We start from the raw sequence: 23,312 nt of genomic DNA, 5'->3' as shown, positions 1-23,312 counted from the left end.
CCGAAGACGGTAAGGCAAAACGCTTACCCGGATGGTAAGTGCCCAGCCAGCCAAAATCTTCCTACGAAAAGCAGGAATTATTCACCACGCCATCGCACCAGTCATAGGATAACAGAGGATAACCAGAAGCCCGCTCTCAGGCCACTCAGACCACGCTCACCGCAGGCCCATCCGCCGCGGCGACCCGCGCCTGCCAGGCGCGCCCCGGCTCGCCGCTGGTGATCACCGCATCGAACTCGGCAAGCTCGGCGAAGAACGCCGGACGCATCACCTCGAGCTTGCTCTCGTCGGCGACCAGGATACTGCGCTCGGCGTGTTCGATGGCGGCCTGCTTGGGCGCCACCTCATGGAAGTGGAAGCAGCTCGCGCCCTTGCCGATCTGCACCCCGGCGGCGGAGATGAACGCCTTGTTGATGCCCAGACGTCGGATCGCCGTGGTGACGTCCTGACCGCCGAAGGATTGCGACGCCGGATAGTAGAGCCCGCCCAGCACCACCAGACGCATGTTGGGCAAGTCGAGCTGGCTGAAGGCGTTGGCCACATTGAGCGCGTAGGTGACCACGGTCACGTTCGATTGGCGCGGCAGCTGTGCGCACAGCGACACCAGCGTGGTGCCGCAGTCGATGAACAGCGTATCGCCCTCCTCGACGCGTGCGGCGGCTTCCCGGCACAGCCGCGCCTTGGCCGCGGCGAAGCGATCCTTCTGGGTATCGAGATGGTAGGCGGCGGCGAACTGCGGGTTGTCGGCCATCACCAGATGGCCGCCGAACGAGGCGATGGCACCGCTACTGGCGGCGATATCACGCCGAATGGTCATCTCCGAGACCCCGCACAGCGCCGCCGCCTCGGCGAGTGGCAGGGTGCCGGCACGCTTGAGCGCCTCGCTCAGCCGCTCGAGACGCTGCGCACTGCGTCCGTTCATAGGTTCGCTCTCCCCCAAACAACCGCCATCATCGCTGATCCTCGCTCGGCGTCAGGCCGCTTCCACCCAGACACATCGGGGAGCCCGCAGGCTCCCCGATGACACGACGGATCGACAAGCAGACCGATCAGAACTGCCAGCCGACGCCCAGATAGTAACCCCAGCCGGTGGAGCGCAGTTCGAAACTCTCACCGCTGGCATTGGGGAAGGGCGCGGTGACGCCGTCGTTCCACTGCCCGCCATTATGGAAGTAGCGTGCCACCGCCATGAAGCGCAGGTGAGTGAACTGGTACAGCAGCACGTTGGTGGCCACCGTCGACTCGTTGGTGCGCACCGAGTTGCCTTCGCCCAGGTCCGAGCCGAAGTCGTGATTGGTGAAGCCGACATAGACCAGTGAGGCACCGTTGTCGAAAGTACCCAGCGGATAGGAGTAGTTGAGCTGGGCGCGATAGCCGTCCCAGGAGTTCTCGTTGGCGGCGCCGTAGTTCTCCCACTGGCGACGCTTGTAGAAGTTGAACGAGAGCCCCAGCGGCGAGCCGGTGTCGATATCGGTCCCCAGCCCCGCATAGAGGGTGTTCTGGCGATTCTCGCTGTTGTGGCCCCAATCGAAGATGTAATCGAAGGCGACGAACCACTCTTTGAACGGTCCGAAGCTGAGGTCCTGCCCGGTCATATCATCGATCGACAGCCGCGGCTCGAGCTCCATGAAGACCGGCGAGCCCTTGTCGAAGATGCCGCGATCGGGCCGGTTGCCGATGCCGAAGAACTTGGGGAAGTCGATATAGCCGTAGAGATCCAGCGGCCCCTTGCGGCCGAAGAATTCGTATTCGAGATAGATATCGTCGATCTGCTGCGGGCCGAAGCGAATGTTCTTGCTGCCGATGACGGTCAGGTTCTGGTGGTACCAGTCGGAGAGATAAGGCCCATCCGCGGTCTCATCCACCGCCTGCGGGCCCTCGGCTGGCGTCTCCTGCTCGATCACCGGCGCACTGCCCTGCTCGCTCGCGTCGTCGACCGCCCATGCCGGCGTGACCGCCAGCCCCCACAGCGCCAGCAGGACGCTGGCCTTGCTCATGCCGTTCCCGTTCATGTCTTCTCCCATGCCTCGTTGTTGTCTGTTGTCATGGCGTCATTGCTATCGCGCCAGGATTGCTATCGCGCCAGAATTGTTGTCGCAGCGTCACTGCCGGTGCGCCTCAGCGCCAGGTTCATCTCCGCCCTGCCAGCGCCGAACGCAGGCTGTCCTGCTCGGCGCGCAGCCCGGCCGCCGTGGAGCGGCCAGACAGACAAGGAGTGATGATGCCGCTCACTCTATGGCGTTGTCAGAATAAAAACAATAAGTGACTGGACAAACATAAAAATGTTAAAAAGCGCACACAGAACCGCAATTCCCCCTCTCCGAGACCAACACCAAGGACAACAACATGACACTCATCATGGGTCTGGTCGGCGTCGTCGTTCTGCTGCTGATCGCGCTCGCCTTCTCGAGCAATCGCCGGGCGATCCGCCTGCGCACCGTGGCCGGCGCCTTTCTGATTCAGGCCGGCATCGGCGCCTTCGTGCTCTACGTGCCGGTGGGCAAGAGCGTGCTCGGGGCCATCTCCGGGGCGGTCAGCCAGGTCATCAGCTACGCCAACGACGGCATCGGCTTTCTCTTCGGCAATCTCGCCGATCCCAGCAACATCGGCTTCGTCTTCGCCATCAAGGTGCTGCCGATCATCATCTTCTTCTCCTCGCTGACCGCGGTGCTCTACTACCTGGGCATCATGCAGTGGGTGGTGCGCATCCTCGGCGGGGCACTACAGAAGGTACTCGGCACCTCGCGCACCGAGTCCCTCTCGGCCACCGCCAACGTCTTCGTCGGCCAGACCGAAGCGCCGCTGGTGGTACGTCCATTCCTCGCCAACATGACCAAGTCCGAGCTGTTCGCGGTGATGTGCGGCGGGCTGGCTTCGGTGGCCGGCTCGGTACTCGCCGGGTATGCCGAGCTCGGCATCCCCATGGAGTACCTGATCGCGGCATCGTTCATGGCCGCGCCTGGCGGGCTGCTGTTCGCCAAGATCCTGATGCCCGAGACCGAGACCCCGGACGACCACACCGCCCAGGCCAAGGAGGTGCTCGAGGCCGAGGACAAGCCGGCCAACGTGCTCGACGCCGCGGCCACCGGGGCTTCCTCGGGGCTGATGCTGGCCGCCAACGTCGGCGCCATGCTGCTCGCCTTCATCGGCCTGATCGCGCTGATCGACGGCATTCTCGGCGGTGTCGGTGGCTGGTTCGGCGTCGATTCGCTGAGCCTGTCGATGATCCTCGGCTGGCTCTTCTCACCGCTCGCCTTCCTGCTCGGCATCCCCTGGCACGAAGCCACCCTGGCCGGCTCCTTCATCGGCCAGAAGCTGGTGGTCAACGAGTTCGTCGCCTATATCAATCTGGCGCCCTACATCAGTGGCGACACCCTGGTGGCGGAGACCGGTAAGGCGATGTCGGCGCACACCGCGGCGATCCTGTCGTTCGCCCTGTGCGGCTTCGCCAACCTCTCCTCGATCGCGATCCTGCTCGGCGGCCTCGGCACGCTGGCACCCAATCGCCGCCACGAGATCGCCCGCTACGGGCTCAAGGCGGTGCTCGCCGGCACCCTCTCCAACCTGATGTCGGCGACCCTGGCGGGGATCTTCCTGGCCCTGGCCGGCACCGCCTGAGCCCGCCGGCCTGATACGAGCCGGGGCGGCAGCGACCGACGCCGCCCCGCTCCCACGCTGCCGACCTCTTTTTCTCTCTGTGCGTAGCTCTGTCTGAAAAACCGGCGAGCGATGGCCAGACAAGGCAAAAATTGACGAAAGAGCGGAGTTTGCGAGGTGTAAATGAGCATGTTGAGTCAATTTTTAACGCCTTATGGGCGAGTGCAGGCATTTTTCAGACAAAGCGTAAGGAGATAGCCGGATGAAGACGCTCGAACAGGCCGCCAGCCAGGCGCTGGCGATGATGGATCTGACCTCGCTCAACGCCGACGACGACGCCGCACGCATCGAGGCACTATGTCGGCGCACGGCGACCGAGTTCGGCTCGCCGGCGGCGGTGTGCGTCTACCCTGCCTTCATCGACGCCGCCGATCGCCAGCTGCGCGAACTGGGGCTGCGCGACCGGGTACGGATCGCCACGGTGACCAATTTCCCCGACGGCAGCGTCAACGCCGAGCGCGCCGCGCGCGAGACCCGGGCGGCAGCGGTCGCCGGGGCCGACGAGATCGATGTGGTATTCCCCTACAAGGCGCTGATCAACGGCGACACCGCCTCCGGCCGTGCGCTGGTCAGCGCCTGCCGCGAGGCCTGCGGCGACAAGCTGCTCAAGGTCATCCTCGAGACCGGCGAGCTCGAGCGCCCCGAGCTGATCCGCCAGGCGGCAGAGATCGCCCTCGATGCCGGCGCCGACTTCCTCAAGACCTCCACCGGCAAGGTCGCTACCAACGCCACTCTCGAGGCCGCCGAGATCATGCTCTGTGCGATCCGCGACAGCGGCCGCGACGTGGGCTTCAAGGCCGCCGGCGGTATTCGCACCAGCGAAGACGCCCAGACCTACCTGGCGCTGGCCGAGCGGCTGATGGGCGCGGACTGGCTGACCCCGGCCCACTTCCGTTTCGGCGCCTCCGGGCTGCTCGACGCGCTGCTCGCCACCCTCTCGGGCAAGGCCGCGACGTCGGCGGACAGCGGCTACTGAGTCGAGCGGAAAAAACGAGCGCAGAGAACGAGCAGAAAGGACGAACGGTGACAACGGCCCACGAGGAGCGACGATGCTGATTCAGGAGATCATTCGACGTAAGCGCGACGGCCAGACCCTCGATCGATCGATGCTCGATCTGGTCATGCGCGGGATCGCCGACGGCACCATCGGCGACGCCCAGATCGGCGCCTTCGCCATGGCGGTCTATCTCAATGGCATGCGCGAGGCGGAGACCACCGCGCTGACCGAGGCAGTTCGCGACTCCGGCCAGGTGCTGCGCTGGGACGATCTCGATCTCGCCGGCCCGGTGCTCGACAAGCACTCCACCGGTGGCGTCGGCGACCTCGTGTCGCTGGTCCTGGGACCCTGGATCGCCGCCTGCGGCGGTCATGTGCCGATGATCTCCGGGCGTGGCCTGGGCCATACCGGTGGTACCCTGGACAAGCTGGAGTCGATCCCCGGCTACGATATCGCTCCCAGCGAGGACACCTTCCGCCGCCTGGTGCAGGATGTCGGCGTCGCCATCATCGGCCAGACCCGTGCGCTCGCCCCCGCCGACAAGCGCCTTTACGGCGTGCGCGACGTCACCGCAACGGTGGAGTCGCTGCCATTGATCGTCGCTTCGATCCTGGGCAAGAAGCTCGCCTGCGGCCTGGGCAGCCTGGTGATGGATGTCAAGGTGGGCAGCGGCGCCTTCATGCCGACCCCGGAAGCCGCCCGCGAGCTGGCCGAGGCGATTGTCGCCACCGGCTGCGCCGCCGGCACCCCCACCAGCGTGCTGCTCACCGACATGAATCAGCCGCTGGCCCGCTGCGCCGGCAATGCCCTGGAAGTAGCAGCGGCGCTCGAGGTACTGCGCGGTGACGACTGCCACAGCCGGCTCTATCGAGTGACGCAGGCACTGGCCAGCGAGATGCTGATCCAGTCGGGGCTGGCCGGAGACGCCGAAGACGCCACGCGGCGACTGGCGCAGGCCCTCGACAGCGGCGCCGCGCTGGAGCGTTTCGCACGCATGGTCCATGGCCTCGGCGGACCTGCCGACTTCACCCAGCGCGCCACGCACTATCTACCCTCGGCGCCGGTCGTGCACGAGATCGCCGCCCCCGCCGACGGCGTCGTGCACGCCATCGACACCCGCGCACTGGGGCTCGCCGTGGTCGAGCTGGGCGGCGGGCGGCGCAACCCCGATGACGCCATCGACCCGCGGGTGGGGCTATCGCATATCGCCGAGCTGGGCCAGACGCTCAGCGCCGGTGAGCCGCTGCTGCGGGTTCACGCCGCTGATCGCGAGGCAGCCGAGGCCCTGAGCGCGCGGCTGGTCGACGCCTTTCGTCTAAAGGCGGGCGCAGCCGAGATACCGCCGCTCGTTCACGCCACCCTGCGCCAGGAGGATCTGCCATGAACGCATCCGTCACTCCCCGCCGTGCCGTGCTGCTGGTGCTCGACTCATTCGGGATCGGCAACGCCCCCGACGCCGAGGCCTTCGGTGATGCCGGCGCCGACACCCTGGGGCATATCGCCCGTTATCGCGCCGAAGCCGGACGTCCGCTCGAGCTGCCCAATCTGGCACGGCTGGGCCTCTATCACGCGCATCACCGAGCCACCGGCGGCTGGGCCGCCGGAGTGACGCCACCGGCGGAGCCGACCGGAGGCTGGGCCTGCGCCCGCGAGATCTCCTCGGGCAAGGACACCCCCTCCGGCCACTGGGAGATCGCCGGTGTGCCGGCACTGTTCGAGTGGGGCTATTTCCGCGAGCACGAAGAGAGCTTTCCACCCGAGCTGCTGGCAGCGCTGATCGACCAGGCCGAGCTACCCGGGGTACTCGGCAACTGTCACGCCTCCGGGGTGCCGGTGATCGAGGCCCTCGGCAGCGAACACATCGCCAGCGGCAAGCCGATCGTCTACACCTCGGCGGATTCCGTGTTCCAGATCGCCGCCCATGAGCACCACTTCGGCCTCGAGCGCCTCTATCGGCTGTGCGAAATCGCGCGTGAACTGCTGATGCCCTACAACATCGGCCGCGTCATCGCCCGCCCCTTCGTCGGCGAAACACCGGACACCTTCGAGCGCACCGGCAACCGCCGCGACTACGCCCTCGAACCGCCCACCCCGACGGTGCTGCAAAAGCTCCACCACGGCGGAGGGCAGGTGCTCGGCGTGGGCAAGATCGGCGATATCTACGCCCACTGCGGCATCAGCGAGGTGCGCAAGGCGCACGGCTTCGAGGCGCTGTTCGCAGAGACCCTGACGGCGATAGACGATGCGCGGGCCGCTACCGTGGACACGCTGGTGATGACCAACTTCGTCGACTTCGACACCCTCTACGGCCACCGCCGCGACCCCGAGGGCTACGCCAGCGCGCTGGAAGCCTTCGACCGCCGCCTGCCAGAGCTGCTGGCCAGGCTCAGCGCCGATGACCTGCTGATCCTCACCGCCGACCACGGCAACGACCCGACCTGGCGCGGCACCGACCACACCCGCGAGCAGGTGCCGGTGCTGCTCGCCCGCGGGGGCCCCAGCGGCGACCTCGGCGCCCGCGACACCTACGCCGATATCGGCCAGACCCTGGCCGAATTTTTCGGCCTGGACGCCATGAGCCATGGCACCTCGCTGCTGGCCGCACGACCTTCAGGAGACTGACATGCCAACCCCGCATATCGAAGCCCGCGAGGGCGACTTCGCCGACACCGTGCTGATGCCGGGCGACCCGCTGCGCGCCGAGTTCATCGCCGAGACCTTTCTCGACGATGTCGTCTGCGTCAACCGGGTGCGCAACATGCTCGGCTTCACCGGCACCTATCGCGGCCGCCGCGTCTCGGTGATGGGCAGCGGCATGGGCATCCCCTCGCTCTCCATCTACGCCAAGGAGCTGATCACCGAGTACGGCGTCCAGCGCCTGGTACGCGTGGGCTCCTGCGGCGCGGTACGCGACGATGTCGACGTCAACGATATCGTCATCGGCATGGGTGCCTGCACCGACTCCGGCGTCAACCGCACCCGTTTCGGCGGCCACGATTTCGCCGCCATCGCCGACTTCGCCCTGACCCGCCACACGGTGGACGCCGCCCGCGAGCGCGGCACCCGGGTCAAGGTGGGCAACCTGTTCTCGGCGGATCTGTTTTATACCCCGGATGACGCCTTCTTCCACACCATGCAGCGCCACGGCATCCTCGGGGTGGAGATGGAAGCCGCCGGGCTCTATGGGGTGTGCGCCGAATTCGGTGCCCGCGCGCTGACCGTGTGCACCGTCTCCGACCACATCCTCAAACACCAAGCGCTCGACGCCCAGACCCGTCAGACCGGCTTCGCCGAGATGATGGCGATCACCCTGGAAGGGCTGCTGCGCGACGACCAGGAGCCGAGCCATGACTGACCCCCGCGACATCACGGTGCCCGAAAGCATTCGCCAGGCCGCACTCGCGGTGCGTGCCAACGCCTACGTACCCTACTCCGCCCACCCGGTGGGGGCGGTGCTGATCAGTGCCAGCGGCCAGACCTACGTCGGCTGCAACGTCGAGAGCGCCAACTACAAGGGGCTGTGCGCCGAGGCCAGCGCCATCGCCGCCCTGGTCTCCAACGGCGAGCAGCGTATCCGCGACATCTACGTGATCGGCCCCGGCGAGCACCTGTGCACCCCCTGCGGCGACTGCCGTCAGCGCATCCGGGAATTCGCCACTCCCGAGACCACGATCGTGGTCCTCGACGGCGACGGCCAGCCGCTCAAGCGCTACACCATGGACACACTGCTGCCCGACTCCTTCGGCCCGGAGAATCTCGCCAAGCCCTCGGGCATGCGCTGAGGCGCAGCGTCGATTGGCCGCTGCTTTCGAGGCTGACGTCGAGGGGGGCGATTTGGGTATACTCGGCGACAAACAACAGCTAACCGATGCGCCGCATCGGCTCATGCGGAACGCCCATGGTCGCCACCGGCTTCTCAGCCTTCGAGTCGCTGCTCGTCAAGAGCCCCCATCAGCGTGAGAGCGCCGAGCTCTTGCTGCTGTGCTGGGTGTTTGCCAACAAGCACGTGCCGCTCGATGAAGACCGCCGCTATCTCGAGCGCCTGGCCGCGCGCGCGCATCATCGCCGCGATCTCGAGACGCTGCTGGCGGCGGCCCGGCGACAGGATCTGGGCGACGTTCAGCTCGCCGCCGAGGTGCTGACCAAGGAGCAGTCCGGGCCGATCATCGCCTTTCTACGCCAGGCGGTCGTTGTTGCCACCAGTGACGGCGCGCTGAGTCTGCGCAACCACCATATCCTGCGTTTTCTGGCCGATCTCTGCGACGTTTCGCCGGATACCCTGCGCGCGCTCTACCGCGAGGTCACTGGGCGCACCCTGGCCGCCCCCGAGGATCTCAGCCACCGCAGCCACTGGCAGCCCGCCGAGCCGGAAGCCGAGGACACCGCAGAGGCCGAAGCCGGCGATACCGGCTCGACCCAGGCGCACGCTGGCGAGCCCCGTGCCTCCTGGCGCGACCGGGTCCGACGCTTGGCCGAGAACCAGTGGCGCGAGCACAAGCAGCAGCAACAATGGCGACGCCAGCAGGCGCAACAGGCCCGCGAGCGTGAGCAGCAGCGCGAGGCCGCCGCACAGGCCGAGCGCGAACGCCGCGCCCAGGCCCACGCCAAACGCCAGGCCGAAGCGGAGGCACAGCAGCGTGAGCAGGCGCGGCAACAGGCCCAGGCAGAAACCCTGCGTCGCGAACAGGCCCAGCGCCAACGCGAACAAGCTCAGCGCCAGCGCGAACAAGCCGCACAGCGTCAACGCCAGGAGCAGCAGCAGCGCCAGTACCAGGAACGCCAGCGCCGAGAGCGACAGCGCCAGGAGCAGGAAAGTCAGCACCAAGAGCAACAGCGCCAGTGGCAGCGCGAGCAGAGCCGGCAGCGCCAGCGCGCCGGTTTCGACGCGCCCTCCTACCCCATCCGCCGCGCGCTGATCGAACTGGAGCTGGACACCAGCGCCTCACCGCGGGAGATCAAGCTCGCCTATCGGCGCCTGGCTCAGCGCCACCATCCCGACCGTTTCCATGGACAGAGCGAGTGGCGGATCACCCTCGCCTCGCAGCGCTTCCAGCGCATCAAGAACGCCTACGACCTGTTGATGCAGCATGCGTGATCTCTACCTACGTCTCGGCGTTTCGCCCACCGCCAGCGCGGAAGAGATCGAGCGCGCTATCCGCGGCTGCGCCAATCAGTCGCTCAAGGCGGATGCCCAGGCCGCGCTAGGCTCGCCCGAGCGTCGCGCCGAATACGACGAGATGCACCAACTGCTGGGCGATATCGGTCGCCTGCGTGCCGGCCTGGGGCTGACCCACGCCCCGCACTGGCACGGCGACGCCGCCAACGACTTCTCGCCGCCCGGCGCCTCCTCCACCCGCCAGGCGCTGCTGACGCGCAAGCTCGATGTCGCCCTGCAGCAGTATCAGCACCGCCGGCCCCGCCGCCTGTGGCTTGCCGTGGCCGTCAGCGTGGGGCTGGTGGTGGCCCATCTACTTGGCCGGCTACTGGCTTAACCGCGGCGGCGCAGCGGTTCGAGCAGACCGCTGAGGCCGTTGTGGTCGATCTCGTGCATCAGCGCCAGCAGCTGGCCGATCTCGCCGCGGGGAAAGCCCTCGCGGGCGAACCAGGCCAGATACGGGCCGGGAAGATCGGCGATCAGACGGCCTTCGTACTTGCCGAACGGCATGCGCACGCTCACCAGCTTTTTCAGATCCTCGGGTTCCATCGTCGCTCCTGTGTCGCTCCGTCATTTCGCAGGCGGCCCATCCTACCGGGATCGTCGCGCGGCTGCCTGCCGGCACGGCATGCGCCGGACGCATACCCCCATACCTAGACGCCGCTTGAATGGTGGCCGGTAGCAGCGGTTAGGGTATATCCACATGACGACAGCGCATGCTGCGCGCCTGCCGCCACACGATAACGATAACCGGAGATGGGTATGCAAACCTCGCTGCGGCCACTGGTGTTCTGGCCGACCTTCCTGATCCTGCTGGGCGCCGTGATCGCCAGCTATGTCGATCTCGACGCCTTCCTGGCCACCGCCAGCGCACTCAACGCCGCGGTGCTCGACAACTTCTCGTGGCTGTTCAGCCTGGGCAGTCTCTATCTGCTGATCATGGCGCTGATCGTCTATTTCTCGCCCCTAGGCCACGTGCGCATCGGCGGCGCCGAGGCCACCCCGCTGCTCTCGCCGCTGCGCTGGTTCTCGATCACCCTGTGCACCACCCTGGCGGTGGGGGTCCTGTTCTGGACCACCGCCGAGCCGCTCTATCACTATATGGGGCCACCGGCGTCCTCCGGCATCGAGGCCGGCTCCAGTGACGCCATGCTGTTCGCCATGTCGACCCTGTTCCTGCACTGGTCCTTCACCCCCTATGCGATCTACGCCGTGCCGGCGCTGATCTTTGCCCTGGCCTTCTACAACCTGCGCCTGCGTTTCTCGATCTCGAGCATGCTGGAGCCGCTGTTCGGGCCGCGGGTGAAGCGCTTCTCCGGGCTGATCGATGCGGTGTCGCTGTATGCCCTGGTCGCCGGCATGGCGTCGTCGCTGGGCACCGGCGCGCTGACCCTGGCCGGTGGCGTGGGTCAGTACCTGGGTGGCGAGACCAGCCCGCTGCGCCTGGGCGTGATCATCGCCGTCATCGTGGTCACCTTCGTGCTCTCCGCCGCCAGTGGCCTGCAGAAGGGTATCGCCCGGCTGTCGTCGCTGAATGCGGCGCTGCTGCTGATACTCGGCGCCTTCGTGTTCGTGGTCGGCCCCACGGTCTTCTGTCTGGCCTTGGGGGTGGAGTCGTTCGGCGTCTATCTCGACAACTTCTTCACCAAGAGCCTGTTCACCGGCGCCGCGGGCAACGATCAGTGGCCGCAGTGGTGGTCGATCTTCTACTGGGCGGTTTGGTTCGCCTGGGCGCCGGTGGCGGCGCTGTTCCTGGGCAAGATCTCGCGCGGCTACACGGTGCGCCAGTTCCTGCGCGTGAATCTGCTCTACCCGGCGCTGTTCGCCTGTGTCTGGATCCTGATCTTCTCGGGCACTGCGCTCTACTTCCAGTCTCATCTGGGAGCCGGCGAGAGCGGTGTCGACCTCTACGCCGTGCTCGACCAGCGCGGGGTGGAAAACGTGCTCTACGAGCTCTTCCGCCACCTGCCGCTGTCCCAGGTGTGGGTGCCGCTGCTGCTGTTCATCGCCTATATCTCCTACGTGACTGCCGCCGACTCGCAGACCGACGCCATCGGCAATCTCTGCACCCGCGGCCTGACCGCCGACTCCGATCTCAACGCCGGGGTCGCCATGAAGGTGATCTGGGGCGTGATCGTCGGCATCGTCTCCTGGGTGATGGTCAGTTTCGTCGGGATCGACGGCATCAAGATGCTCTCCAATCTCGGCGGCCTGCCGTCGATGCTGATCGTGCTGCTCGCCTCCGGCTCGCTGTGGATATGGCTCAAGCACCCCGAACGGCTCGGCGCCGTGGCGACACCTACGACTCCTTCCCGCACAGCCAAGGACCCGGCATGAAGATCAAGCAGGACTTTCCCCACCGCGTTCGCGAGATCGAGAATCAGTGGATCACGCTCGCCGACGGCACCCGATTGGCAGCCAGGATCTGGTTACCCAAAAACGCCGAAGCGGCCCCGGTGCCGGCGATTCTCGAGTATCTGCCCTACCGCAAGCGCGACGGCACCGCGGCGCGCGACGAGCTCACCCACCCCTGGCTCGCCGGCCATGGCTACGCCTGCGTGCGCGTCGACATGCGCGGCAACGGCGAGTCCGACGGTTTGATGGAAGACGAGTATGCACCCCAGGAGCAGGCCGATGCGCTGGAAGTGATCGACTGGATCGCGGCACAGCCTTGGTGCAGCGGCAAGCTGGGCATGATGGGTATCTCCTGGGGGGCTTCAACAGCCTGCAACTGGCCGCGCTCAGACCCGAACCGCTCAAGGCGATCATCACCCTGTGCTCCACCGACGACCGCTACGCCGACGATATCCACTACAAGGGCGGCAACATGCTGCTGGAGAATCTGGGCTGGGCGGCGACCATGCTGAGTTTCTCGGCTGCGGTGCCCGATCCGGCGCTGGTCGGCGAGCGCTGGCGCGAGATGTGGAAACACCGCCTCGACAACATGCCGCTGCTGGCCGAGCCCTGGCTGCGTCATCAACAGCGCGACGCCTACTGGCAGCACGGCTCGATCTGCGAGAACTATGCCGACATCGAGGCTGCGGTCTACATGATCAGCGGCTGGGCGGACTCCTACGTCAACACCATTCCGCGGATGATGGAGCACCTCTCCTGCCCGAAAAAGGCGCTGCTCGGGCCCTGGATGCACAAGTACCCCCACTTCGCGATTCCCGACCCGGCCATCGGCTTTCTGCAGGAGGCGCTGCGCTGGTGGGACTACTGGCTCAAGGATATCGACACCGGGATCATGGACGAGCCGCCCTGCACCTTCTACCTGCAGGATGGCCTGCCGCCGGCGCCCAAGTATCTCGAGCGTCCGGGCCAGTGGGTGCAGACCAGCGCCTGGCCCGCCCCGGCCGAGGAGATCACGTGGCAGCCGCTCGTCCTCGGCGATGCCGGCCTGGCACCGGAAGGACGTCTGAGCGCGGCGCGCGCGATCGCCTCACCGCTGACCGCCGGCGCGCTGCAGGGTGAATACATTCCGCTGTGGTTCGGCGCCGACTTCCCGCCGGATCAGCGCCGCGACGACGGCCTGGCGCTGACCTTCGACTCCGCGCCCTACGCCGAGGGGCTCGATCTGCTCGGCCAGCCGCGACTGCGCGTCAGCCTGAGCAGCGCCGAGGACTGTGGCCAGCTGCATGTGCGCCTATGCGATGTGGCTCCCAGCGGCGAGAGCGCGCTGATCAGCTACGCCACCCTCAACCTCGCCCTGCGCGACGACCCCGCCACGCTCACCCCGCCGGTGCCCGGCGAGCGCATGGAGATCGACCTGGCGCTGGATCTGATCGGTTACCGGCTGCCCCCAGGGCACCGTCTGCGCCTGGCGCTTTCCAGCGCCAGCTTCCCGCTGGTGTGGTCGCCGCGGCGGCGCGCCGATCTCATCCTCGAGGCCGGCACGCCGACGCTGTCACTGCCGATCTGCCAGGCGCCCTACGTGCCAATGCCGTTCGAGCCGCCGGAGAGCGCGCCGCCATGCCGGATCGAGACCCTGCGCCCGGGCCACCCGCGACGCACCCTCAGCGAGGATGTCGGCAGCGGCGAAGTGACGGTGACGGTGGAGGACGACATGGGCGATATCCGCTTCGAAGATCACGGCCTGCGCGTCGAGCAGCGCGCGAAAGAGGTCTATTCGAGCCACCCCAGCGACGCCACCCGCACCCGCGCCGATATCGAGTGGATCTATCGCGCCAGTCGTGAGGAGGGCGAGGGCCAGTTCTCGGTGGCGGTGATCAGCCGCTATCATCTGCACTGCGACGAGACCACCTTCTATCTGAGCGCCGAGCAGATCGCCCACGAGGGCGAGACACTGGTCAGCGAGAAGCGCTGGCGTCGCAACATTCCACGTCGCGCCATCTGAGTGCCCCGGCCAAGGGTTTGTACGAAAAGTCAGCGAGCGAAGGCAAGACAAGGCAAAAATCGGCGAAAACGCGGAGTTTACGGAGTGTAAATGAGCATTTTGAGCCGATTTTTAACACCGTATTGCCGAGCGCAGGTAGTTTTCGTACAAAGCCTAGGGCCTCACGCGCCGGCAGTGGCATGAATGACTCATGCTATGCTCCGGAGCCGAGAGACCTCGGTTCCGGACGCCCCATGCCCACTCGCGACGTGCTTCCCCCGCTGGCCTGCCTGCGCGCCTTCGAGGCGGCCGCGCGCCATTCGAGCTTCACCCAGGCCGGCAGCGAGCTCAGCCTGACCCAGAGCGCGGTCAGCCGCCAGATCAAGCGCCTCGAAGCGGATCTCCGCCGACCGCTGTTCGAGCGTCAGCACGACGGCCTGCGCCTGACCCCGGCCGGCGATCACTACTTCCGCGTGGTACAGCGGCTGCTGCGCGAACTGCGCGACGAGACCGCACGCCTGCGCCGGCGCGGCGACGACCGCCAGTTAACGCTGGCCTCGAGCCCGACCATCGCCTCGATCTGGCTGGCGCGGCAGCTGCCCGATTTCCAGCAGGCGCACCCTGAGATCGAGATTCGCGTGCTCACCGTCGAGGACCCCTATCGGCTCGATCTGGCCGAATTCGATCTCGGCATCTACTACCACATCCCCAACGAAGTCGACCCGCCTGGACTCGAGGCCAGCCCGATCTTTGCCGAGGAGCCTGTCGCCGCGGTGTGCAGCCCGGTCTATCTGGCTCGTCACGGCGGGATCACCGACCCCGCCGACCTGCTCGCCCGCCACACCCTGATGGTGGTGGAGGATCACTACCGCGACTGGCTGACCTGGGAGCACTGGTATCGCGCTCTCGGCTTCGTCTGGCAGCCGCCGCTGCACACCCTGCGCGCCAACAGCTTTCAGCTGTTGATGAACGCCACCCTCGCCGGTCAGGGGGTCACCCTCGGCTGGATGCGGCTGCTCGCGGCCGAGCTCGATCAGGGCCATCTGGTCCAGGCGCTGCCCGACACCCTGCCCAGTCGCGGGCGGCTGGCACTGCTGACGCCGACCCACCGCCACCTGACCGAACCCATGCGCGCCTTTCGCGACTGGGTGCTGGCCGATGCCGGCCCGGCTGGCTCGCAGGAATGACGCCGCCACTGCGCCACTACACCACTACACCACTACGTTCCACTCGGGCCGTGACGCAGGCCGAGACAGCGCGAGTGAGACGATGAAACCGTATGAGTGAGACGGCGAGACAGTGGGATAGGAACGCCGAGACAGTGGGATAGCGAGGAAAGGTCAGGAAAGGTAGAGCGGTGAAGCGCGGCCGCGACATGGCTTGAAAGCGCAGCGCCTCGCCGGAGCGTGCAAGCCGCGCCATGACGGCGCGGCCTAGCGTATGCAAACAACTACCGTATGCACTCAATCTGAGCGAGGCGATGTCGTCAGCGCAGTAACGCCATCGAGGAGAGTGCGTGCCTCAGGCGCGCTGACGCGCGGCGTTCGGCATATCGTCAGTGGCACCGACGCGCTCGCGCGCCACCGGCGTGTTCTTGTCGCTGCGGCACAGACGCAGCGCCACGAAGAGCCCAAAGGCGCCGAAACCGAAGGCGATCGCGAAGATGCTGAGAAGAGTCATGACGTGCCCTGCCTGTCGGTTCGTTGCCTGGTGGCCACCGCGCGCCCACGCCGGTGGCGATCGTTACCCTGCGTTATCGTCCGGATACACAAAAACTTGAATCCTGACGCAGCGTAGCAAGTTGGCATCGATTATTTACCTTACACCCCTGCTTTCGCAACACGACTTTGGCCAAATCCCGCGGATCACTCCGTTACCGCACCCTGCTCAGCGCCCTCGCGACGCCCTGCCGCCTGACAAGCCCACATCATCTAGCGGTTGTAAAAGGCGTTCTTAGCACTGGACACACCTTACTGCGGATCGGGCGCCCCGGGATTGGTGATCGCCTCGCGCGGCGAGCCATCGGACGGTGTGTCACCCCGCGCCGCCCGGCTCTCCTCCATCACCACGCTCATGCGCGGCATGCCCAGGTCGAGTCCCTGCTCGTCGAAGCGCTGCTTGAGACGCAGGTTGAACGCCCGCGCCACGTCCCACTGCATGACCGGCGCGGTGCGCATGCGGATGCGCAGAATGGCGGCACCGGCATCGAAGCTTTCGATCCCCTGTACCTCCAGCGGCGACCAGATGTGGTGGCGCATCATCGGGTCGTTGCGCAGCTCGTCGGCGATGCTGCGCATGGTCTCGATCGCGTCGTCGATCTTCATCTGGTGGCCGATGCGGATACGCAGCAGCGCAATGCCGAACTCACGCGAGTAGTTCTGGATGCCCTGGATCTGACTGAACGGAATGATGTGCACGATGCCGTCCAGGTCGCGCAGCTTCACGGTACGGATGCTCAGCGCCTCGACCGTACCCATGTGGCTGCCGAGGTTGACGAAATCGTCGATCGCCAGCGAATCCTCGATCAGGATGAACAGCCCGGTGATCAGATCCTGCACCAGGGTCTGGGCGCCGAAACCCACCGCCAGGCCGATCACCCCGGCCCCCGCCAGCAGCGGCGTGACGTTCACGCCGAGATTGGCCAGGGCGATGATCGCGGCGATCACCGCAATGGTGACGAAGATGGTATTGCGCAGCAGCGGCGTGATCGTCTGCGCCCGGGCACTGGCGTTGGCGCGCCGGCCGTGGCGCCGGCTGCTCTTGCGCAGGGCGTGCTGAACCGCGGTATCGGCCAGGATCCACACCAGCCAGGCGACCAGAAAGGTCAACCCCAGCCCTAGCACGCTGCGGGCGATCTGCTGGCCGATACCGGCACTGCCGCTCACCGCCCACAGCGAGGTTCCCCAGACCCGCATCGCCAGTTCGAGAAAGACCAGCCAGGCCAGCAGATGGGCCAGGGTGAAGCCGAAGCGGATCAGGCGAGCCGAGTACTCCGAGAGGCGCTTGTCCTGGCTCTTCTCGCGCTGACGGTGGATCAGCCCCGAGATCACCAGCGTGGCGATCATCATGCCCGCGGTCACCAGCGCACGGAAGAAGGCGCTGCGCGAGTCCTCGGCCGAGGTCACCATGGCGATCAGCGAGACCACCACCATGACCAGGATGGGAATGTGCCAGATGCGGCTGAACAGGCGCAGAAGCTCGGTGGTGGCGCGGCGCTCCTGACGTTGGGTGTAGGGGCGGTTGCGCATCAGGTGACGGAACGGCCGCCGGAAGACCAGCACGAAGGCCGCCAGCAGCAGCGCTGCGCAGACGTTGGCCAGCAGTGACACGAAGGCCATCAGCCCGCGCCCCAGCGGCTCCACCACGGCGGCCGAGTTGGAGGCGTCGCCCAGTGCCACCAGCGCGCCGAGAGCGAACAGCCAGGGCGCGCCGCGCTGGCGCAGGATACGCAGCGCGGTATGCCGATGCCCGCTGCCGAACAGCGAGAAGACGATCTCGCACACCGCGGCGAACACCGCCCCGCACAGGGTGACATAGGCCATCACCATGGCCAGGGTGACGCCGATGGTATCCGAGGTCGCCTGGTGCACCGCCACCAGCGCCACGCCGAACCCCAGCGCCAGCGGTACCACCCGCCGCGCCAGGTGGCGCACCAGCATCCAGGTGGTGGGTTCCTGCGGCAGCGCCCAGAGCAGCCCCAGGCGCTTGACCAGCGCGCGCCACAGCGCCGACACCACCAGCGTCACCCCGACCCACAGCGCGGTGACCCAGAGCAGATCGAGCAGCGCCATGGGCACGCGCCCGCCGTCACCCCAGAGCCGCTCCAGATCGTTGCCGGCCTGCTCGACCCGATAGCCCCAGTAGTTGATCGGGTTGTCCAGACCGTCATGCTCGAGCACCGAGAACGACTGCGCCAGCGCCCCCAGCAGGCCACCGGCGGCAGGCTCGGCCTGGGCCTCGGCGGCGGTGGCCTGGCGCAGTTGCTTGAGGCTCTCGAGCAGGGCCTGGCGCTGCTCGCTGTTCTCCAGCGTGGCGATGATCTGGTCCAGCGAACTCTCCAACTCCTGGGCGCTGGGCGCCTGCGAGGTCGCCGCACGCTTCTCCTCAGCCCCGACCAGCGAGGCCAGGGACTGCGCCATGACCGGCTGGCTCAGCGCGACCAGCAGCGCCACCAGCACGCCCAGGCCCCCTCGTATCCATGCTCTCACAGTGACTCCTGTCGTCGTCTCTTCCGGATCCCATCATGCTATCCGCACGGCGCACGAACAACGCCGCCGGCGCGGCGCTGCACCACATCGGCGCCCTACCGAAGCACGGCATCGCCGCGCCATCGGCGCAGATGCTCTATCTTCAATCCCAAGTCCTACGATTTCCTCAGGCCTTACGACTTTACCCACGTTGCGGACCGCACCCGGTCCCCACAGCAGGAGCAGCACATGCGTCTCGCAGGCAAGGTAGCACTGGTCACCGGCAGCACTCAGGGCATCGGCCGCGCCATCGCCGAGCGCCTGGCCCAGGAGGGCGCCGATATCGTGGTCAGCGGCAGCCGTCCTTCCGAGCGCGCCGAGGAGACCGCCGAGCGCGTGCGTCGGCACGGGCGCCGCGCCGCCATCGTCACCGGCGATATCTCCCAGGTGGAGACCAACCGCCGGCTGATCGACGAAAGCGTCGAGGCGCTGGGACGGCTCGATATTCTGGTCAACAACGCCGGGCTGGAGATCGATGCGCCCTTCTGGGAGGTGACCGAGGCCGACTACGACAAGGTGCTCGATACCAATCTCAAGGGAGTATTCTTCACCACCCAGGCGTTCGTGCGCTATCTGCGCGGTGTCGGCCGCGGCGGGCGGGTGATCAACTTGAGTTCGGTGCACGAGGATCTGCCCTTCCCTGGCTTTACCAGCTACTGCCTGGCCAAGGGCGGGCTGCGCATGCTCACGCGCAATTTGGCGATCGAGCTGGCACCGCTGGGGATCACCGTCAATGGCGTCGCCCCCGGGGCGATCAAGACACCCATGAACAGCGCCCTCGACGAGGATCCCGAGAAGCTCAGGCATCTACTCGGCAATATCCCGTTAAACCGCCTCGGGCGCTCGGAGGACGTCGCCGGGGTGGTGGCGTTTCTCGCCTCAGAGGATGCCGATTACATGACCGGAACGTCCTTGCCGGTAGACGGGGGCCTACTTTGGCAGTATGAAGAGTAGATTCACTTTTACCGCTGAGCGTGCCGCAGAGGAGCGATGATGCCGACAAGCCTCCAGGCCACCACCGACCGGGACACCTACCACGACGCCGCCGTCACCCCGCATGACCGCTTCGGCGAGCTGTTCGAAGCGGTAGCGCTGGCGCACCTGTTCGAGGACTCCAAAACCTTCGCCGACAGCGTGCCGCGGGTGCCGCCGCAGCAGATCATGCAGGCCTACGAAGCCCAGCGCGACAACCCCGATTTCGATCTGCGCGCCTTCGTCGATGCCCACTTCGAGGAGGACCCGATCGCCTGCAGCGGCTACGAGGCGGACACCAGCGACGACATGGTCACCCACATCGACCGCCTGTGGCCGGCACTCACGCGCAACTCCCGCGAACATCCGCTATGGTCGTCGCTGCTCTCGCTCTCCCACGACTATGTGGTGCCCGGCGGGCGCTTTCGCGAGTTCTACTACTGGGACTCCTACTTCACCATGCTGGGGCTCGCCGCCAGTGGCGAGGATCGGCTGCTGTGCGCGGTGGCCGACAACTGTGCCGATCTGATCGCACGCTACGGCCACATGCCCAACGGCAATCGCAGCTATTATCTCAGCCGCTCGCAGCCGCCGATCTTCTCGATGATGGTGGCGCTGCTCGAACAGCGCGGCCAGCGCCGTGCGGTCGACTACCTGCCGCAGCTCAAGCGCGAGTATGCCTTCTGGATGCATGGCGAGGCCCAGCTCAAGCCTGGCGAGGCCCATCGCCGCTGCGTGCGCCTCGACGACGAGTGCTGGCTCAACCGCCACTGGGACGACCGCGCCACCCCGCGCGAGGAGTCCTATCGCGAGGACTACGAGCTGGCCCAGGCTTCGTCGCGCCCGGCGGAGCAGGTCTACCGCGATCTGCGCGCCGGCGCCGAGAGCGGCTGGGACTTCAGCGGCCGCTGGCTCGACGATACCCGCGAGCTGCACACCATCCGCACCACCGCCTTCATTCCGGTCGAGCTCAACTCGCTGCTCTACCACCTCGAGTATCTGCTCGGGCAGCTGTGCGCCGATGTCGGCGAAGAGTCCGAGGCCGGACACTACCGCGAGCGTGCCGAACGCCGGCGCATGGCGATCGATCGCTATCTGTGGTGCGAGGAGCGCGGCGCCTACTACGACTACGACTGGCAGCGCGGCTGCCGCAGCATCCATCTCACCGCGGCCTGCGTGGTACCGCTCTACCTGCAGCTCGCCTCACCCGGCCAGGCCGAGCGCGTGGTCAACGTGGTGGCGCAGCGCCTGCTCGCCCCCGGCGGGCTGGTCACCACCGAGATCAACGACAGCGGCCAACAGTGGGACCACCCCAACGGCTGGGCGCCGCTGCAGTGGATGGCGATCGAGGGCTTTCGCCACTATGGGTTCCACGACGTGGCGGAGGATCTGGCCGAGCGCTGGCTGGCGCTGGTCTACGATCTCTATCGGCGCGAGCACAAGCTGGTGGAAAAGTACGTGCTCTACCCGGGGGCGGAATTCGCCGGTGGCGGCGAGTACCCGCTGCAGGATGGCTTCGGCTGGACCAACGGAGTCATCCGGGCGCTGCTGGCGCAGCGTGACGGCATGGTCGTCGGCTAGGCTTTACACGAAAACGGCCTGCGCTCGCTGACTTTTCGTACATAACCTAGGATCTATGACGGATCACGGAGCGCGGTAGCGCTCACCCGGGCCGGGGCTCGGCCCGGGCGAACCTCACGCCGGCGGCAGCAGCGCGACCACCGCCAGCGGCGGCAGCGTCAGTACCAGCGACTGCGCCTCGCCGTGGCAGGGCGTCGCTTCACTCTCGAGACCACCGGCGTTACCGATGTTACTGCCGCCATAGTGCTCGGCATCGGAGTTGAAGCGCTCGGCCCAGTGCCCCGCTTCGGGCACGCCGATGCGGTAGCCGGTCAGCGTGCGTGGGGTCATGTTGGCCACCGCCAGCACCCGCTGCCCGTCACCATCCAGACGCCACCAGGCGAACACGCTGTTGACGTTGTCGTCGCCGATCACCCAGCGGAACCCCGCCGCCTCGGTATCACGGGCGTGCAGCGCCGGACGCTCGCGGTAGAAAGCGTTGAGGTCGCGCACCAAGCGCTGGATGCCGGCATGGCTGGGGTACTGCAGCAGCCACCAGTCCAGCTCGCGGTCGTGGCTCCACTCCCGCCCCTGGGCGAACTCGCAGCCCATGAACAGCAGCTTCTTGCCCGGGTGCAGCCACATGAAAGCGAGGTAGGCGCGCAGGTTGGCGAAGCGCTGCCACTCGTCGCCGGGCATCTTGTCGATCAGCGAGCCCTTGCCGTGCACCACCTCGTCGTGCGAGATCGGCAGCACGAAGCGCTCGTTGAAGGCGTAGACCAGCCCGAAGGTGAGCTGATCGTGATGGTAGCGGCGATAGAGCGGGTCGTGGCTCATGTAGCTCAGGCTGTCGTGCATCCAGCCCATGTTCCACTTGTAGCTGAAGCCCAGCCCGTCGTTTGCCACCGGCGCGGTGACCCCGGGCCAGGCGGTCGACTCCTCGGCGATCACCACGGCCCCGGGTACCTCCTCGGCGACCACCTGGTTGAGGTGCTGCAGGAAACCCATCGCCTCCAGGTTCTCCGAACCACCGCGGTGGTTCGGAATCCACTCACCCTCGCGCCGCGAATAGTTGCGATAGAGCATCGAAGCGACCGCGTCCACGCGCAGCCCGTCGATGTGAAAATGCCGCAGCCAGTGCAGGGCCGAGGCGAGCATGAAGCCGTGCACCTCGCGTCGACCCAGATTGTAGATATAGGTGTTCCAGTCCTGGTGATAGCCCTCGAACGGGTGGGCGTACTCGTACAGCGCAGTGCCGTCGAAGCGCGCGAGTCCATGCGGGTCGGAGGGGAAGTGACCGGGTACCCAGTCGAGCAGCACGCCGATGCCGGCCCGGTGACAGGCATCGATGAAGGCGGCGAACTCGGCCGGCGTGCCGAAGCGTCCGCTGGGCGCGAACAGCGACAGCGGCTGATAGCCCCAGGAGCCGCCGAACGGATACTCCATGATCGGCATCAGCTCGATATGGGTAAAGCCCATCTCGACCACGTAGGGGATCAGGGTGTCGATCAGGTCGGGCCAGCGGTAGATCTCGCCCTCGTCACCGCCGTGCTTGCGCCACGAGCTCACATGCAGCTCGTAGATCGAGATCGGGGCGTCTGCCGCCTGACGCTCGCCGCGGCGGGCAAGCCAAGCGTCGTCACCCCAATCGAAGGGCGTGGCGTCCGCCACCACCGAGGCGGTCAGCGGCGGCGCCTCGGTGGAGAGCGCCACCGGGTCGGCCTTGAGCAACGACTCACCGTTGACGTCGATCAGCGCGAACTTGTAGCGCTCGCCGGCACCGAGCGCGGGAATGAAGATCTCCCACACGCCTGCCGGATAGCGGCAGCGCATGCCGTGGCGGCGGGTGTCCCAGCCGTTGAAATCCCCCACCACCGCCACGCGCTGGGCGTTGGGCGCCCACACCGCGAAACGCACTCCGACGACGCCGTCGCAGGTCATCACCTGGGCTCCCAGACACTCGCCCAGGCGCCGATGCGTACCCTCACCGAGCAGATGCAGATCGATGTCGCCAAGCAGCAGCGGAAAGGCGTAGGGGTCGGCGCAGAGCTGTTCACCGTCGGGCCAGCGAATGCGCAGGCGGTAGGCGCTCGGTGCGGCCAGCTCGCCCACGAACAGTCCCTCGATGGGCCCTGCCCGACACGCCCCCAGTGAGCGATCACTATCGCGACAGACCAGGGTTACCGACTCGGCGCCGGGCAAGTAAGCGCGCACTTCGACCTGGCCATCGTCGCGCGCGTGCGGGCCCAGCAGCGCGAACGGATTGGCGAGGGTGCCGCGCGCCAACGCCTCCAGATCGGCGGCCGCGAGGCTCGCGGCATGCGCTGCTCGGGCTGAGCTTGATTCACGGCGGGTCATACCCACTCCTCGTCGATGCATGGCGGCGGC

Annotated in this window: 18 protein-coding genes and 1 pseudogene; 13 read left to right on the top strand and 6 right to left on the bottom strand. The window is 66.8% G+C overall.

Translation table 11 applies throughout. The annotated features are described in order from the left end of the window. Positions 1-145: 145 nt before the first annotated feature. Together QO259_RS03440 and QO259_RS03435 are read right to left on the bottom strand one after the other, a co-directional pair. On the bottom strand, positions 146-922 hold the full coding sequence (locus tag QO259_RS03440) for a DeoR/GlpR family DNA-binding transcription regulator (protein WP_285951805.1): 777 nt from the start codon (positions 920-922) through the stop codon (positions 146-148). Between the two features lie 127 nt (positions 923-1,049). Next, complete coding sequence (locus tag QO259_RS03435; protein WP_285951804.1) at positions 1,050-2,012, bottom strand: nucleoside-specific channel-forming protein Tsx; 963 nt, start codon at positions 2,010-2,012, stop codon at positions 1,050-1,052. Positions 2,013-2,346: 334 nt separating this feature from the next. Between QO259_RS03435 and QO259_RS03430 the strand changes: the two genes are divergently transcribed. From QO259_RS03430 to QO259_RS03395, 8 genes are all read left to right on the top strand, one after another. After that, positions 2,347-3,618, top strand: a complete 1,272-nt coding sequence (locus QO259_RS03430; RefSeq protein ID WP_207031263.1) for a NupC/NupG family nucleoside CNT transporter — start codon at positions 2,347-2,349, stop codon at positions 3,616-3,618. 241 nt (positions 3,619-3,859) lie between these two features. Beyond that, positions 3,860-4,633: a deoxyribose-phosphate aldolase gene (gene deoC / locus QO259_RS03425; RefSeq protein WP_285951803.1), complete on the top strand. Its 774-nt coding sequence runs from the start codon at positions 3,860-3,862 to the stop codon at positions 4,631-4,633. A gap of 73 nt (positions 4,634-4,706) precedes the next feature. Beyond that, positions 4,707-6,038, top strand: coding sequence for a thymidine phosphorylase (deoA, locus tag QO259_RS03420; protein ID WP_285951802.1), 1,332 nt, complete (start codon positions 4,707-4,709; stop codon positions 6,036-6,038). After that, positions 6,035-7,276 carry a phosphopentomutase gene (locus tag QO259_RS03415; RefSeq protein ID WP_285951801.1) on the top strand — a complete coding sequence of 414 codons (1,242 nt, stop codon included), beginning with the start codon at positions 6,035-6,037 and terminating at the stop codon, positions 7,274-7,276. Before deoA ends, QO259_RS03415 begins: the two co-directional genes overlap by 4 nt. A gap of 1 nt (position 7,277) precedes the next feature. Next, the gene (deoD, locus tag QO259_RS03410) at positions 7,278-8,009 is read left to right on the top strand and encodes a purine-nucleoside phosphorylase (RefSeq protein ID WP_285951800.1); all 732 of its coding nucleotides are present in this window, start codon (positions 7,278-7,280) and stop codon (positions 8,007-8,009) included. Next, a complete protein-coding gene (gene cdd, locus QO259_RS03405; protein ID WP_285951799.1) occupies positions 8,002-8,436 on the top strand; it encodes a cytidine deaminase in 435 nt (144 codons plus the stop codon). The genes deoD and cdd overlap by 8 nt, the downstream gene beginning before the upstream one ends. Before the next feature lie 116 nt (positions 8,437-8,552). Further along, complete coding sequence (locus QO259_RS03400) at positions 8,553-9,749, top strand: J domain-containing protein (protein WP_285951798.1); 1,197 nt, start codon at positions 8,553-8,555, stop codon at positions 9,747-9,749. After that, the gene (locus QO259_RS03395; protein ID WP_285951797.1) at positions 9,742-10,146 is read left to right on the top strand and encodes a hypothetical protein; all 405 of its coding nucleotides are present in this window, start codon (positions 9,742-9,744) and stop codon (positions 10,144-10,146) included. The genes QO259_RS03400 and QO259_RS03395 overlap by 8 nt, the downstream gene beginning before the upstream one ends. On the opposite strand, the gene QO259_RS03390 is transcribed toward QO259_RS03395, so the two are convergent. Beyond that, positions 10,143-10,358: a DUF3820 family protein gene (locus QO259_RS03390; protein ID WP_035476064.1), complete on the bottom strand. Its 216-nt coding sequence runs from the start codon at positions 10,356-10,358 to the stop codon at positions 10,143-10,145. The genes QO259_RS03395 and QO259_RS03390 overlap by 4 nt on opposite strands. 213 nt (positions 10,359-10,571) lie before the next feature. Between QO259_RS03390 and QO259_RS03385 the strand changes: the two genes are divergently transcribed. From QO259_RS03385 to QO259_RS03370, 3 genes and pseudogenes are all read left to right on the top strand, one after another. Continuing rightward, a complete protein-coding gene (locus QO259_RS03385) occupies positions 10,572-12,146 on the top strand; it encodes a BCCT family transporter (protein ID WP_285951796.1) in 1,575 nt (524 codons plus the stop codon). A 46-nt stretch (positions 12,147-12,192) separates the two neighbouring features. Further along, positions 12,193-14,166, top strand: a pseudogene (locus QO259_RS03375) (CocE/NonD family hydrolase); the annotation flags it as partial. Positions 14,167-14,399: 233 nt separating this feature from the next. Further along, positions 14,400-15,332, top strand: coding sequence for a LysR substrate-binding domain-containing protein (locus QO259_RS03370; RefSeq protein WP_285951794.1), 933 nt, complete (start codon positions 14,400-14,402; stop codon positions 15,330-15,332). A gap of 334 nt (positions 15,333-15,666) precedes the next feature. On the opposite strand, the gene QO259_RS03365 is transcribed toward QO259_RS03370, so the two are convergent. Together QO259_RS03365 and QO259_RS03360 are read right to left on the bottom strand one after the other, a co-directional pair. Beyond that, complete coding sequence (locus QO259_RS03365) at positions 15,667-15,825, bottom strand: hypothetical protein (protein ID WP_164673677.1); 159 nt, start codon at positions 15,823-15,825, stop codon at positions 15,667-15,669. A 290-nt stretch (positions 15,826-16,115) separates the two neighbouring features. Next, on the bottom strand, positions 16,116-18,353 hold the full coding sequence (locus tag QO259_RS03360) for a mechanosensitive ion channel family protein (RefSeq protein WP_285951793.1): 2,238 nt from the start codon (positions 18,351-18,353) through the stop codon (positions 16,116-16,118). Between the two features lie 228 nt (positions 18,354-18,581). Between QO259_RS03360 and QO259_RS03355 the strand changes: the two genes are divergently transcribed. Beyond that, a complete protein-coding gene (locus QO259_RS03355) occupies positions 18,582-19,346 on the top strand; it encodes an SDR family NAD(P)-dependent oxidoreductase (protein ID WP_035476059.1) in 765 nt (254 codons plus the stop codon). Positions 19,347-19,385: 39 nt separating this feature from the next. Further along, positions 19,386-20,945, top strand: a complete 1,560-nt coding sequence (gene treF, locus QO259_RS03350) for an alpha,alpha-trehalase TreF (protein ID WP_285951792.1) — start codon at positions 19,386-19,388, stop codon at positions 20,943-20,945. 114 nt (positions 20,946-21,059) lie between these two features. Here treF and glgB read toward each other — a convergent pair whose 3' ends face one another. Then, positions 21,060-23,282 carry a 1,4-alpha-glucan branching protein GlgB gene (glgB, locus tag QO259_RS03345; RefSeq protein ID WP_285951791.1) on the bottom strand — a complete coding sequence of 741 codons (2,223 nt, stop codon included), beginning with the start codon at positions 23,280-23,282 and terminating at the stop codon, positions 21,060-21,062. Between the last annotated feature and the right edge of the window lie 30 nt (positions 23,283-23,312).

It is taken from the genome of Salinicola sp. JS01 (assembly GCF_030284585.1).
Lineage (GTDB): Bacteria > Pseudomonadota > Gammaproteobacteria > Pseudomonadales > Halomonadaceae > Salinicola.
This window is presented reverse-complemented; position numbering and strand designations above follow the sequence as displayed.